The organism is Streptomyces sp. NPDC052682 (genome assembly GCF_040678435.1).
GTDB lineage: Bacteria > Actinomycetota > Actinomycetes > Streptomycetales > Streptomycetaceae > Streptomyces.
Genome location: NZ_JBFATS010000015.1, coordinates 177,451 through 190,730, shown reverse-complemented (window position 1 = coordinate 190,730; position 13,280 = coordinate 177,451). Strand labels below are relative to the sequence as shown.

10 protein-coding genes and 1 pseudogene are annotated in these 13,280 nt (G+C 73.5%); 9 read left to right on the top strand and 2 right to left on the bottom strand.

Translation table 11 applies throughout. The annotated features are described in order from the left end of the window. Nucleotides 1-107: 107 nt before the first annotated feature. The 9 genes and pseudogenes from AB0K80_RS24060 to AB0K80_RS24020 all read left to right on the top strand — a co-directional run bounded on the left by AB0K80_RS24060 (nucleotide 108) and on the right by AB0K80_RS24020 (nucleotide 7,358). Complete coding sequence (locus AB0K80_RS24060; RefSeq protein ID WP_365672871.1) at nucleotides 108-944, top strand: RodZ domain-containing protein; 837 nt, start codon at nucleotides 108-110, stop codon at nucleotides 942-944. A gap of 92 nt (nucleotides 945-1,036) precedes the next feature. Continuing rightward, nucleotides 1,037-2,509 (top strand): 30S ribosomal protein S12 methylthiotransferase RimO, encoded by a 1,473-nt coding sequence (gene rimO / locus AB0K80_RS24055; RefSeq protein ID WP_365672870.1) that lies wholly within the window; start codon nucleotides 1,037-1,039, stop codon nucleotides 2,507-2,509. Nucleotides 2,510-3,057: 548 nt separating this feature from the next. After that, a complete protein-coding gene (gene pgsA / locus AB0K80_RS24050) occupies nucleotides 3,058-3,876 on the top strand; it encodes a CDP-diacylglycerol--glycerol-3-phosphate 3-phosphatidyltransferase (RefSeq protein ID WP_365672868.1) in 819 nt (272 codons plus the stop codon). Next, nucleotides 3,873-4,418, top strand: a complete 546-nt coding sequence (locus tag AB0K80_RS24045) for a CinA family protein (RefSeq protein ID WP_365672866.1) — start codon at nucleotides 3,873-3,875, stop codon at nucleotides 4,416-4,418. The genes pgsA and AB0K80_RS24045 overlap by 4 nt, the downstream gene beginning before the upstream one ends. A gap of 109 nt (nucleotides 4,419-4,527) precedes the next feature. Next, nucleotides 4,528-4,908 carry a helix-turn-helix transcriptional regulator gene (locus AB0K80_RS24040; RefSeq protein ID WP_167997591.1) on the top strand — a complete coding sequence of 127 codons (381 nt, stop codon included), beginning with the start codon at nucleotides 4,528-4,530 and terminating at the stop codon, nucleotides 4,906-4,908. Nucleotides 4,909-5,119: 211 nt separating this feature from the next. Next, the gene (locus AB0K80_RS24035) at nucleotides 5,120-5,590 is read left to right on the top strand and encodes a DNA starvation/stationary phase protection protein (RefSeq protein ID WP_365672864.1); all 471 of its coding nucleotides are present in this window, start codon (nucleotides 5,120-5,122) and stop codon (nucleotides 5,588-5,590) included. A 184-nt stretch (nucleotides 5,591-5,774) separates the two neighbouring features. After that, nucleotides 5,775-5,990: pseudogene (locus AB0K80_RS24030) on the top strand (hypothetical protein); the annotation flags it as partial. Between the two features lie 511 nt (nucleotides 5,991-6,501). Then, the gene (locus AB0K80_RS24025; RefSeq protein WP_365672862.1) at nucleotides 6,502-6,876 is read left to right on the top strand and encodes a metalloregulator ArsR/SmtB family transcription factor; all 375 of its coding nucleotides are present in this window, start codon (nucleotides 6,502-6,504) and stop codon (nucleotides 6,874-6,876) included. Beyond that, nucleotides 6,873-7,358, top strand: coding sequence for an SRPBCC domain-containing protein (locus tag AB0K80_RS24020; protein ID WP_365672860.1), 486 nt, complete (start codon nucleotides 6,873-6,875; stop codon nucleotides 7,356-7,358). The genes AB0K80_RS24025 and AB0K80_RS24020 overlap by 4 nt, the downstream gene beginning before the upstream one ends. Nucleotides 7,359-7,375: 17 nt before the next feature. Here the strand turns inward: AB0K80_RS24020 and AB0K80_RS24015 are convergent, their stop codons facing one another. Continuing rightward, on the bottom strand, nucleotides 7,376-8,197 hold the full coding sequence (locus tag AB0K80_RS24015) for a DNA-formamidopyrimidine glycosylase family protein (protein WP_365672858.1): 822 nt from the start codon (nucleotides 8,195-8,197) through the stop codon (nucleotides 7,376-7,378). A 70-nt stretch (nucleotides 8,198-8,267) separates the two neighbouring features. Next, nucleotides 8,268-13,232: an ATP-dependent helicase gene (locus tag AB0K80_RS24010; protein ID WP_365672856.1), complete on the bottom strand. Its 4,965-nt coding sequence runs from the start codon at nucleotides 13,230-13,232 to the stop codon at nucleotides 8,268-8,270. Nucleotides 13,233-13,280: the final 48 nt, after the last annotated feature.

The following is a 13,280-nucleotide window of genomic DNA, read 5'->3' as shown; positions in this document are numbered from 1 at the left end:
GCCATCCCGATGGCGTACAAAGTCCGACCGCCCGGTTGCCCCACCCTTTTGCACCCCCCCTAGACTGAACTCCCAGCACAGGCGGCTACAGCTCGAAAGGCGCCCCCGTGTCCATCGGCAACTCCCCTGAAGACGAGCGTCCCTTCGAAGACGTGTCCGAGGAAGCCCGCCCCTCCATCGGCCGTGCGCTCAAACGGGCGCGCATCGACGCGGGGTTGACCGTCGACGACGTCAGTAGCGCCACCCGGGTCCGCATCGCCATCGTGCACGCCATCGAGGCCGACGACTTCGCGCCCTGTGGCGGCGACGTGTACGCCCGCGGGCACATCCGGACCCTCGCCAAGGCCGTCCACCTCGACCCCGCCCCGCTGCTCGCCCAGTACGACGCCGAGCACGGCGGGCGTCCGGCACCGACCCCCGCGGCACCCCTGTTCGAGGCGGAACGCATCCGTCCCGAGCGGCGCGGGCCCAACTGGACCGCGGCCATGGTCGCCGCGATCGTCGCCGTGGTCGGGTTCGTCGGGTTCACGCTGTTCAGCGGCGGTGACGAGGGCGGCGCCGGAACCGTTGCCGACGGCTCGGTGCCCTCCACCAGCGAACCGGCCTCGCCCACCCCCAAGTCCAAGAAGACCGCCGACCCCAAGCCGGAGCCGTCCGACAGCGCGATCGCGGCGGCGCCGCAGGACAAGGTGACGGTCCAGGTGCGCGCCGCCGACGGCCGCAGCTGGATCTCCGCCAAGGACCACAACGGCCGCATGCTGTTCGACGGGTTCCTCAAGCAGGGCGACTCCAAGGTCTTCCAGGACAGCTCCAAGGTCCACCTGGTCCTCGGCGACGCCGGCGCGATCGACCTGTACGTGAACGGCAAGAAGATCGAGGACGACTTCCAGCCCGGCTCCGTGGAGCGCCTGACCTACACGAAGGGTGACCCCGAGGCCGGATAACGGACCGGAAGGGTTGCAGGGGTACGGGGTTGGCCAAGCTCGGCCAACCCCGTCGGCATGGGCTGTCAGCGGGACGAAGTAGTCTTGAGCCCATGCCTGAACGCCGTACCGTCGCACTGGTCACCCTTGGCTGCGCCCGTAACGAGGTGGACTCGGAGGAGCTCGCAGGCCGTTTGGAGGCGGACGGCTGGCAGCTCGTGGAGGACGCCGCGGACGCGGACGTCGCCGTCGTCAACACCTGTGGCTTCGTCGAGGCCGCCAAGAAGGACTCCGTCGACGCCCTCCTTGAGGCCAACGATCTCAAGGGCCACGGGAGAACCCAGGCCGTCGTGGCGGTGGGCTGCATGGCCGAGCGGTACGGCAAGGAACTCGCCGAGGCCCTTCCCGAGGCCGACGGCGTGCTCGGCTTCGACGACTACGCCGACATCTCCGACCGGCTCCAGACCATCCTCAGCGGGGGTGTGCACGCCGCGCACACCCCGCGCGACCGGCGCAAGCTGCTGCCGATCAGCCCCGTCGAACGGCAGTCGGCCTCGGACGTGGCCCTGCCCGGGCACGGCGCCCCGGCCGACCTGCCGGAGGGTGTCGCTCCGGCCTCGGGCCCCCGTGCGCCCCTGCGGCGCCGGCTGGACGGCTCGCCGGTCGCCTCGGTGAAGCTCGCCTCCGGCTGCGACCGGCGGTGCTCCTTCTGCGCCATCCCGTCCTTCCGCGGCTCCTTCATCTCCCGCCGCCCGAGCGACGTGCTGAACGAGACGCGCTGGCTGGCCGAGCAGGGCGTCAAGGAGATCATGCTGGTCTCCGAGAACAACACCTCCTACGGCAAGGACCTCGGCGACATCCGCCTGCTCGAGGCGCTGCTGCCCGAGCTCGCCGGCATCGACGGCATCGAGCGCGTGCGGGTCAGCTACCTTCAGCCCGCCGAGATGCGTCCGGGCCTGATCGACGTGCTGACCTCGACCCCGAAGGTCGCCCCGTACTTCGACCTGTCCTTCCAGCACTCCGCGCCGGACGTGCTGCGCGCCATGCGGCGCTTCGGTGACACCGACCGCTTCCTTGAGCTGCTCGACACCATCCGGAGCAAGGCGCCCGAGGCGGGTGTGCGCTCCAACTTCATCGTCGGCTTCCCCGGCGAGTCCGAGGCCGACCTCGCCGAGCTGGAGCGGTTCCTGAACCACGCGCGGCTCGATGCGATCGGCGTCTTCGGCTACTCCGACGAGGAGGGCACCGAGGCCGCCACCTACGACAACAAGCTGGACGAGGACGTCGTCGCCGAGCGGCTGGCCCGGGTCTCCCGGCTGGCCGAGGAACTGGTCTCGCAGCGCGCCGAGGAGCGTGTCGGGGAGACCGTGCACGTGCTCGTGGAGTCCGTGGACGAGGAGGAGGGCGTCCACGGCCGTGCCGCGCACCAGGCGCCCGAGACGGACGGCCAGGTGCTGCTCACGAGCGGCGAGGGCCTGAGCGTCGGCCGTATGGTCGAGGCGAAGGTGGTCGGTACGGAAGGTGTCGACCTGGTGGCCGAGCCGCTCACGGGCTCGCTCGCGTGTAGTGAGGAGGCGGGCAGATGACCGGTGTACCGGCATCGGCGGCGGGAGGCTCCTCCGGCGCGCGCAGGGCCGTGGCGAGCTCGGCGGGGTTCGGCCCGGGCATTGCGGGGTCCGCCTCGGGCGGCGGCACGGGGGATCGTGCGGCGGCGGGCGGGGTGGCCCTGCCCGGGGCCGTGACGGCAGGCGGGTCCGGGACGTTCGGGGTGAGTGACCGTGCGGTGTCGGGTGCTGCCGTGCCGGGTGAGGGTGCTGCGTCGGGTGGAGGTTCCTTCCACGGGGCGGGGGCTCTGCCGGACGGGGGCGCTGCGGCTGGTGGTGCCGCGGTGGGCGGCGGGGCCGGGACCTTCGGGGTGAGTGACCGTGCCGGGTCGGGTGCTGCGTCGGGTGGAGGTGCCTCCCTTGGTGCCGGGGCTCTGGCGGACGGGGGTGGTGGTGCCGCGGTGGGCGGCGAGGCTGCCTCGGGCGCTGGTCCTGCGGCTGGCGGGGCCCTGCCGGGCGGGGATGCTCCCGCGGGCGATGGTGTGCCGTCGGGCGGTGGTGGTGCTGCTGCGTCTGGTGTCACGGGGGCTTTGCCGGGTGACGGGGCCGGGTCCGCTGGTGCTCCTGCGGGTGGGGGTGCTGCTTCGGCTGAGGAGGGGATCTCTTCGGCCGGGCGGGCTTCCGCGACGGGCGGTGACGGCGTGCCGGGCGGCGAGGGGGACGCGGCTTCCGGCGCGGAGGAGGCCTCCGGGGGTGGCGCCGGGGCGGGCAGCGGTGTGAAGCCCGCCCGGGGCGGAAAGCTGGCGGCCGCCGCCGTGAACCAGGCCAGCGTGTGGAATGTCGCCAATCTGCTGACCGTTCTCCGGCTGATCCTCGTGCCGGGTTTCGTGGCACTGATGCTGGCCGACGGCGGGCACGACCCCGCGTGGCGGTCGCTCGCCTGGGCGGCCTTCGCCATCGCCATGATCACCGACCTGTTCGACGGTCATCTGGCGCGCGCCTACAACCTCGTCACCGACTTCGGGAAAATCGCCGATCCCATCGCCGACAAGGCCATCATGGGAGCGGCACTGATCTGTCTGTCGGCCCTGGGCGACCTGCCGTGGTGGGTCACCGGCGTGATCCTCGGACGGGAACTCGGCATCACCCTGCTGCGTTTTCTCGTCATTCGCTACGGCGTCATCCCCGCCAGCCGGGGAGGCAAGCTCAAGACCCTCACCCAGGGCGTGGCCGTCGGCATGTACGTGCTGGCGCTGACGGGATGGCTGGCGACCCTGAGGTTCTGGGTGATGGCGGTGGCGGTCGTTTTGACCGTCGTGACCGGACTCGACTATGTGAGACAAGCCATTGTGCTGCGCAGGCGGGGAATCGCCGAGCGCAAGGCGGCGTTGGAGGAGAAGGAAGCGTGAGTTCCACGGCCACCGACGTGGTGCGACTACTGACGGTGAAGGGCGAGACGCTCGCCGTCGCCGAGTCGTTGACCGGTGGCCTCGTTGCGGCGGAGATCACATCGGTCCCCGGGGCCTCGAAGGCCTTCCGGGGCTCGGTGACCGCCTACGCCACCGAACTGAAAGCCGGACTGCTCGGTGTGGACGCCACCCTGCTGGCGGCACAGGGCGCGGTGGATCCGCAGGTCGCGGCCCAGATGGCGGTGGGTGTCCGCAAGGCGCTCGGTGCCGACTGGGGCATCGCGACCACCGGCGTGGCCGGCCCCGACCCCCAGGACGGGCAGCCCGTCGGGACGGTTTTCGTCGCCGTGGACGGGCCCTTCGGGCCGGGGTCCGGTTCCGCCGCCGGCGGAAAAGTGGCGTCCCTGCGGTTGAACGGCGACCGCGCGGAAATTCGTAGAGAGAGTGTACGGAGCGTACTCGCACTCCTGCTGAAGGAGCTTGCGGGCGAACAGACCGGGAATGAGCGGGCACAGGATACGGAACGGAACGGGGGGTTTTGATGTTTGCAGCCCTGAGTGAACACGACATCGCTCCCCGCACGGCCGCGGCGCAAGGCGGTACGGTGGGGCGAGAAGGATGCGGCTACGCGGTCCGAGGAGGGAGCCACCGATGATTCTGCTCCGTCGCCTGCTGGGTGACGTGCTGCGTCGGCAGCGCCAGCGCCAGGGCCGTACTCTGCGCGAAGTCTCCTCGTCCGCCCGAGTCTCACTCGGCTATCTCTCCGAGGTGGAGCGGGGGCAGAAGGAGGCTTCCTCCGAGCTGCTCGCCGCCATCTGCGACGCGCTGGACGTACGGATGTCCGAGCTCATGCGGGAAGTGAGCGACGAGCTCGCCCTCGCCGAGCTGGCCCAGTCTGCTGCGGCCACCCCCAGCGAGCCTGTTCCCACGCCGGTTCGTCCGATGCTGGGCTCCGTGTCGGTGACCGGTGTGCCGCCGGAGCGGGTGACCATCAAGGCGCCTGCCGAAGCGGTGGACGTCGTCGCCGCGTAGGCCCTCCGCGCGCTGGTGCGGGTGCTCCGTACGAGGCGCCGAGCCGCCGACCGAGTGTGATGAGGCCCCGGCCGGGCCTCTCCGGGGAAGATCCGGGGAGGCGTCGCCGGGGTTTTCGCATGCTCCATCCGTCCCTTTTGTGAGCGTTTGCCGGTGTGGCGTGGTGCGGTCATGGTGGAGAGACGTGGTGGGGGCAGCCGACGGAGGTGCGATGTACGTCGTGAAGAGCCCGTTGTCCGATGCCAGCCTGAAGACGGTGTCCGAGGCGCTGCAGGGCGCGCTCGTCGACCTCGTGGACCTCGCCCTGGTGGCCAAGCAGATCCACTGGAACGTGGTCGGGCCGCGTTTCCGCTCCGTGCACCTCCAGCTCGACGAGGTCGTGGCCTCCGCCCGGACGCACTCCGACACCGTGGCGGAGCGGGCCGCGGCGCTGGGCGTGCCACCCGACGGGCGCGCCGCGACGGTCGCCGTCGGCAGCGGTATCGGTGTGACACCCGAGGGCTGGGTCGACGACACGGCCGCGGTGTCGGCGCTCGTGGACGCCCTGGGTGCGGTGATCGTACGGATGCGCGAGCGGATCGGAGCGACCGCGGAGGCCGATCCCGTGACCCAGGACATCCTCATCGCCGTCACCGGTGATCTGGAGAAGCATCACTGGATGTTCCAGGCCGAGAACGGGTGACGTGCCCGCGGGGCCTCGGGGGGTTTCAAGGGGTTCCGCCGGGTTGCGCCGGGTGGTGTCCGGTCTGCGGCGGCCGGCCCCCGATGCGCGGCGGACGGTGGGGGGCGATGCGCCCGTGTGCCGTCGGTGCGCCCTGTGCCAGGGGGTCAGCGGCCGAATAGCGTCCGCCTGGAGGTGGACGGCCATGGTGGGGCGAACGGTGCGTCGGGGGGCCGTTCTCGGGGTCGTGGTGCTGTGGTGGTGGGCCGCGTGGCGGCTCGCACTGGCGCCGGACGCCGGAGCCTTGGAGGGGGCGGTCGTCGCCGGGGGGTGGGGGCTGAGCCTCCTGCCGGTGCACTGCATGCCGAAGCGGCGGGCGGCGGGGGCCGTGGCCACCGGACGGTGGCGGCAGGCCTGGCGGGCGGGCTCGGCCCCCGTGGGGGTGGTGGGTGACGACGGTTCGGGTGGGTTGGTTTCCGCCGGTGCCGGTGCCGGTGCCGGTTTTGGTGGCGGTGGCGTCGGGTCGGTCGGGGCCGACAGGGCGGCGCCTGGGGAGCGGGGTGGAGGGGCGGCGGCCGGTTCGGGCGGGGTCGGCTGCGGCGGTTCTGGTTCGGGGGGAGCGGCGGTGCGCGGTTCGGGTGGGTCGGCGGAGGCCGACTCGGGTGGGAGCGTGGGGGCCGGTCCTCTGGGAGGCGGCCGGTCGTGGTTCCGGCGGGGCGGTCTCGGAGGGCGGGGGCGCGGCCGCCGGGGGAGGCCGCGGCTCCGGCCGTGAGGCCGGGCGTGCGGCGGGTTCGATGGGTGCCGGTGTCGCCTCCAGGAGAGCGGTGGAGTGCCGCTCCGGTGGTGGGCGCCCGGAGGTTTCCGGTGCGACGCCGGCCGGAGGCGGCAGCTGCTCTTTACAGCGGGCCGGCGCGGAGCTAACGTACAACCAAATGGTTGTAGATGGAGGGGCCGACGAGGCCGCGGACCGGTTGTTCCACGCCCTGGCCGATGCCACACGGCGCGACATACTCCGCCGCTGCGTGCGGGACGAGCTGTCGGTGTCACGGCTGGCGGAGGCCTATCCGATGAGTTTCGCCGCGGTGCAGAAGCACGTCACGGTGCTGGAACGGGCCGGTCTGGTCACCAAGCAGCGACGCGGGCGGGAGCAGCTCGTGCGAACAGACCCGGGGGCCGTGGACCGGGCCCGGCAGGTTCTCGACGAGCTCGAGACGGCCTGGCGTGGAAGGGTGGAGCGGATGTCCCGCCTGCTCGCGCAGGACAGCGGCCCCGAGCGGGACGACTCGACGGAAGGACAGGACCGATGACCGTCACCAGCGTGGACAAGGACCTCGACCATCTCACGCTCACGCTCGTCGCCGACTTCACCGCACCGGTGGAGCGGGTGTGGCAGCTGTGGGCCGACCCGCGTCAGCTGGAGCGCTGGTGGGGCCCGCCGGCGTACCCGGCGACCGTGGAGGAGCACGACCTGACGCCGGGAGGGGCGGTCAGCTACTACATGACCGGCCCCGAGGGCGACAAGTACCGCGGCTGGTGGCGGGTCACGGCCGTCGACCCGCCGACCTCCCTGGAGTTCGTCGACGGGTTCGCCGACCAGGACGGCAAACCGAACGACACCATGCCCACCACCACGGCACGCGTGCGGCTCACCGCACACGACGGCGGTACGCGGATGGAGCTGCGCTCGGTCTTCGAGTCGCGGGAGGACATGGAGCGGCTGATGAAGATGGGCATGGCCGAGGGCCTGCAGCAGGCGGTCGGCCAGATCGACGCCCTGCTCGCCGCCTGAGCTGTACTCCCGCCCTGTCAGCGGGACCTGGCCCGGTGCCGGGGTACCGGTGCCGGGCCCGGCTGGCAGGTGGGACACCAGTACGTGGGGCGCTCGCGGGAGCCGTCGCCCTGGTCGGCCACCCGGATCGAGGTGCCGCACCGCGGGCACGGGCGGGGTGCCCGGCCGTACACGAACAGGTCCGGTCCCCGGCGGCCCGTCGTACTGCGGATGGCACGGTCGCGGTTGGCCTCCAGGAGCCTCTTCGCGAGTCCGGGCAGCTGGGCCGCCCGGTCGGGGGGCAGCTCACCGACGGGGAGCCACGGGGTGACGCCGAGCAGGAAGCAGAGCTCGCACTTGTAGACGTTGCCGATGCCGGCGAGATTGCGCTGGTCGAGCAGGGCCTCACCCAGGGGGCGGGCGGGATCCTTGAGGAGGTTGGCCAAAGCCTGCTCCGGGTCCCAGTCGGGGCCCAGGAGGTCGGGGCCGAGGTGGCCGACGACCCGCGGCTCGTCGGCGGTGCGCAGGAGTTCGAGGACGGGGAGGCGGTAGCCGACGGCGGTCCGGTCGGCGTTGCCGAGGATCGCGCGGATCTGGTGGCCCGGGCCGCCGGTCCAGCGCTGCCCCGGCGCGTACACCTTCCACGAGCCGTCCATCTTCAGGTGCGAGTGCAGGGTCAGGCCGCCCTCGAGGCGGGTGAGGAGGTGCTTGCCGCGCGGGGTGACGTCCAGGACGGTGCGGCCGGTGAGGTCGGCGGTGGCGTACCGGGGGACGCGGAGGTCGCTGCGGGTCAGCACCCGGCCGGCGAGGGCGCTGTGCAGCCGTCTCGCCGTCTGCCAGACCGTGTCTCCTTCGGGCATGGGTCAAGGGTGACATGAGGTGGGCGGGACGTGCGGCTGCCGTGGTCACGGCGTCCCGCCGTCGCCCGGCTCACGCGCGCAGCCTCAGTCCGCGCGGGGTCGCGACGAATCCCGCGGCTTCCAGGAGGGTGCCCAGAGGCGAGGTCAGGGCCGGGGTGCCGTTGACGCGTTCCACCGTGACCGTGCCCAGCGAGCCCGCCCGGGCGGCCGCCGCCAGCGCCTCGGCGGCCGTGCGCAGGCGGGGGTCGTCGGTGGGGCCGGCGTCGGGGTCGGCGGACCAGGCCAGCAGGGTCTTGCCGCCGCGCTCCACGTAGAGCGTCAGCTCGCCGTCGACCAGCACCACCAGGGAGCCCGCCTTGCGGCCCGGCTTGTGGCCGGCGCCGGCCGGTGGCTCGGGCCAGGGCAGGGCCGCGCCGTACGCGTTCGCCGGGTCGGCCGCGGCCAGGACCACCGCCCGGGAGGCCGGGTCGGGCAGGCCGCGACGGCCGGGGAGGCCGGTGTCGTACGAAGTGCGGCCGCCGTTTCGCCAGGGCGGGGGTGTCTGCGGGGCCAGGTCACGGGGCGAGACGTAGTCGCCGGGTGCGGGGCGGGAGGCCGGGGCGGGATCGTACGTGTCGCCGTCCAGGTCTCCGAAGCCGTGCTGCCACGGGTCGTCGGTGCCGTGAGCGGAGAACGGGTCGGAGGCGCGGAAGGCGTCGGAGGGCCGGGGGTCGTCGAGCGAGCCGAAGCCGTCGGGCGTGCTGGTGCCGGTCGCGGTGCCGTTGCCGGTGCCCGGGCCGGGCAGGGGCTCGCCGCGGTCGCGGGCGTTGGCCACCGCGCGCAGGCGGTCCACGGCGCCGTCCATCGCGAACTGCGCGGCACCGAGGCCCTCCACCACATAGCCGCGCCGGGCCTGACCACTGTCCTCGAAGGCGGACAGGACGCGGTACGTCGCCGAGAAGCCGCCTTCGACGCCCTCCGCGGCGACGGCGCCCCGGGTGACCACGCCGTGCCGGTCGAGGAGTGTGCGGGCCAGGGCATGGGCGCGCACGGTGAGGTCGGCCTCCCGGTCCGGCAGCAGCGCCCAGCGGCCGGCGACGGTCGGCGGGCCGCTGCGGGAGGCGGCGCGGGCGGCAGCCGTCAGGGAGCCGTAGCGGCCGCGCGGGACCGTGCGTTTGGCACGGTGGGCCGTGGAGCCCGCCGTACGGCCGGAGCCGAGCAACGACCGCATGGGGGCGAGGGTGTCGTTCGTCAGGTGCCCGGCCCAGGCCAGGTCCCACAGGGCGTCGGCCAGCTGCGGGTCGGTGGCGTCGGGGTGGGTGGTGGCCCGGACGTGGTCGGCGATCTGGCGGAAGAACAGGCCGTAACCGCCGGCGAGGGCCTCCAGGACGGACCGGTGCAGGGCGGTCAGCTCCAGGGGGTGCGCGGGCGGCAGGAGCAGCGGGGCCGCGTCGGCCAGGTAGAGGGAGACCCAGCCGTCCTTGCCGGGCAGGGAGCCCGCCCCGGCCCACACCACCTCTCCGGCGGAGGTCAACTCGTCCAGCATGGCGGGGGCGTAGTCGGCCACCCGGGACGGCAGGACCAGCTTCTCCAGGGCGGAGGCGGGCACGGACGCCCCCTGCAACTGCTCGATCGCGCGCACCAGCCCGTCGATGCCGCGCAGGGCATGCCCCTTGCCGATGTGCTGCCACTGGGGGAGGAACTGCGCGAGCGCGGGCGGCGGCACCGGCTCCAGTTCGTGCCGCAGGGCGGCCAGCGACCGGCGGCGCAGGCGGCGCAGGACCGCGGCGTCGCACCACTCCTGGCCGATCCCGGCCGGGTGGAACTCACCCTGGACGACCCGCCCGCTCGCGGCGAGCCGCTGGAGGGCGCCCTCGGTGACCGCCACGCCCAGGCCGAAGCGCGCCGCGGCCGTGGCCGATGTGAAGGGGCCGTGGGTGCGGGCGTAGCGCGCCAGGAGGTCGCCGAGCGGGTCCTTCACGGGCTCCGTGAAGGCCTCGGGGACGCCGACCGGCAGTGCCGTGCCGAGCGCGTCGCGCAGCCGGCCCGCGTCCTCGATCGCCGCCCAGTGGTCGGCGCCCCCGATCCGGACCTTGATCGCGCGCCGGGCGCGGGCCAGCTCCGGTGCCCACTGCGGCTCGGCGCCCCGCTCCGCCAGCTCGGCGTCCGTGAGCGGGCCGAGCACCCGGAGCACGTCGGCGACGCCCTCGACGTCCTTGACACGGCGGTCCTCGGTAAGCCACTGCAGCTCCCGCTCCAGCTCGGTCAGCACGTCGGCGTCGAGCAGTTCGCGCAGCTCCGCCTGGCCCAGCAGTTCGGCCAGCAGCCGGGAGTCCAGGGAGAGGGCGGCGGCGCGCCGCTCGGCGAGTGGGGAGTCCCCCTCGTACAGGAACTGGGCGACGTAGCCGAAGAGCAGGGAACGCGCGAAGGGGGACGGCTCCGGCGTGGTGACCTCGACCAGACGCACCTTGCGGGCCTCCAGGTCGCCCATCAGCTCCACGAGCCCGGGGACGTCGAAGACGTCCTGGAGGCATTCGCGGACCGCCTCCAGGACGATCGGGAACGAGCCGAACTCGCTCGCCACCTGGAGCAGCTGGGAGGCGCGCTGGCGCTGTTGCCACAGCGGGGTGCGTTTGCCCGGGTTGCGGCGCGGCAGCAGCAGCGCGCGTGCGGCGCACTCCCGGAACCGGGACGCGAACAGCGCCGAGCTGCCCACCTGGTCGGTGACGATCTGGTCGACCTCGCCCTTGTCGAAGACGACGTCGGCCGCGCCCACGGGGGCCTGGTCCGCGTCGTACTCCGCGCCGGCCTTCACCGGCTCCTGGTCGAGCAGGTCCAGGCCCATCAGGTCGGCGTCCGGCAGGCGCAGCACGATGCCGTCGTCGGCGTGCATGACCTGCGCGTCCATGCCGTACCGCTCGGAGAGGCGGGCGCCGAGGGCGAGGGCCCACGGGGCGTGCACCTGGGCGCCGAACGGGGAGTGCACCACCACCCGCCAGTCGCCGAGCTCGTCGCGGAAGCGCTCCACGACGATCGTGCGGTCGTCCGGGACGTGGCCGCAGGCCTGACGCTGCTCGTCCAGGTACGACAGGACGTTGTCGGCGGCCCAGGCGTCCAGGCCCGCCGTCAGCAGGCGCAGGCGGGCGTCCTCCTCGGGCAGGGAGCCCAGCTCGCGCAGGAACGCGCCCACGGCCCGGCCCAGTTCCAGCGGGCGGCCCAGCTGGTCGCCCTTCCAGAACGGCAGCCGTCCGGGTACGCCCGGCGCCGGGGAGACCAGGACGCGGTCGCGTGTGATGTCCTCGATGCGCCAGGAGCTGGTGCCGAGCGTGAAGACGTCCCCCACGCGCGACTCGTACACCATCTCCTCGTCGAGCTCGCCGACCCGGCCGCCGCCCTTCTTCGGGTCGGCGCCCGCCAGGAAGACCCCGAAGAGCCCGCGGTCGGGGATCGTGCCCCCGGAGGTGACCGCGAGGCGCTGGGCACCCGGGCGGCCGGTGATCGTGCCGGTGACGCGGTCCCACACCACGCGCGGGCGCAGCTCGGCGAACGCGTCGGACGGGTAGCGGCCGGCGAGCATGTCCAGCACCGCCGTGAACGCGGACTCGGGCAGCGAGGCGAAGGGCGCGGCCCGGCGGACGGCGGCGAGCAGGTCGTCGAACTGCCAGGTGTCCATCGCGGTCATCGCGACGAGCTGCTGGGCGAGGACGTCCAGGGGATTGGCGGGGATCCGCAGGGACTCGATGGCGCCGGTGCGCATGCGTTCGGTGACGACCGCGGCCTGGACGAGGTCGCCGCGGTACTTGGGGAAGACGACGCCGGTGGACACCGCGCCGACCTGGTGGCCCGCGCGGCCCACGCGCTGCAGCCCGGAGGCGACGGAAGGCGGGGACTCGACCTGGACGACCAGGTCGACCGCGCCCATGTCGATGCCGAGTTCGAGGCTGGAGGTGGCGACCACGGCCGGCAGGCGTCCCGCCTTGAGGTCCTCCTCGACGAGGGCGCGCTGCTCCTTGGAGACCGAGCCGTGGTGGGCGCGGGCGATCACCGGCGGGGCGCCCTGGGCCGCGCCCGAGCCGCCCATGAGCTCGGCCGGGGCGTGGTGCTCCTCCAGGGGCTCCCCGGTGGCTCGCTCGTAGGCGATCTCGTTGAGGCGGTTGCACAGGCGCTCGGCGAGGCGGCGGGAGTTCGCGAAGACGATCGTGGAGCGGTGCGACTGGACGAGGTCGGCGATCCGCTCCTCCACGTGCGGCCAGATCGACGGGCGCTCCGCCCCCTCGGAGCCGTCGCTGACCGGGGAGCCGCCCAGTTCGCCCATGTCCTCGACGGGGACCACGACCGACAGGTCGAACTCCTTGCCCGACTCCGGCTGGACGATCTCCACCTTGCGGCGGGGGGAGAGGAAACGGGCGACCTCGTCCACCGGGCGGACCGTCGCCGAGAGGCCGATGCGGCGGGCCGGCCGGGGCAGCAGTTCGTCGAGCCGCTCCAGGGAGAGCGCCAGATGCGCGCCGCGCTTGGTGCCGGCGACGGCGTGCACCTCGTCGAGGATCACCGTCTCGACGCCGGTGAGCGCGTCGCGCGTGGCCGACGTGAGCATCAGGAACAGGGACTCGGGTGTCGTGATCAGGATGTCCGGCGGGCGGGTGGACAGCGCCCGGCGCTCGGCGGCGGGGGTGTCGCCCGAGCGGATGCCGACCTTCACCTCGGGCTCGGGCAGGCCCAGACGGACGGATTCCTGCCGGATGCCGGTCAGCGGGCTGCGCAGGTTGCGCTCCACGTCCACGGCCAGCGCCTTCAGGGGCGAGACGTACAGCACGCGGCAGCGCTTCTTCGGATCGGCGGGCGGCGGTGTGGACGCCAGCTGGTCCAGCGCGGCGAGGAAGGCCGCCAGGGTCTTGCCGGAGCCGGTGGGGGCCACGACGAGCACGTCCGATCCCTCGCGGATGGCCTGCCACGCACCGGCCTGAGCGGCGGTGGGCGCGGAGAACGCCCCCGTGAACCAGCCGCGGGTCGCGGGGGAGAAGCCGTCCAGGGCTCGGTGCGCGTTGCTGACCATGCGTCCATCGTGCACCCCGGCACTGACAACGGGTGCCCCCGGCGGCGG

Excerpts from the sequence above, each read along its gene's own strand:
- rimO (WP_365672870.1), top strand. The coding sequence starts at position 1,037 with ATGCCTGAACGCCGTACCGTCGCACTGGTCACCCTTGGCTGCGCCCGT.
- AB0K80_RS24040 (WP_167997591.1), top strand. The coding sequence starts at position 4,528 with ATGATTCTGCTCCGTCGCCTGCTGGGTGACGTGCTGCGTCGGCAGCGC.
- AB0K80_RS24035 (WP_365672864.1), top strand. The coding sequence starts at position 5,120 with ATGTACGTCGTGAAGAGCCCGTTGTCCGATGCCAGCCTGAAGACGGTG.
- AB0K80_RS24025 (WP_365672862.1), top strand. The coding sequence starts at position 6,502 with ATGGTTGTAGATGGAGGGGCCGACGAGGCCGCGGACCGGTTGTTCCAC.
- AB0K80_RS24020 (WP_365672860.1), top strand. The coding sequence starts at position 6,873 with ATGACCGTCACCAGCGTGGACAAGGACCTCGACCATCTCACGCTCACG.
- AB0K80_RS24015 (WP_365672858.1), bottom strand. The coding sequence starts at position 8,197 with ATGCCCGAAGGAGACACGGTCTGGCAGACGGCGAGACGGCTGCACAGC.
- AB0K80_RS24010 (WP_365672856.1), bottom strand. The coding sequence starts at position 13,232 with ATGGTCAGCAACGCGCACCGAGCCCTGGACGGCTTCTCCCCCGCGACC.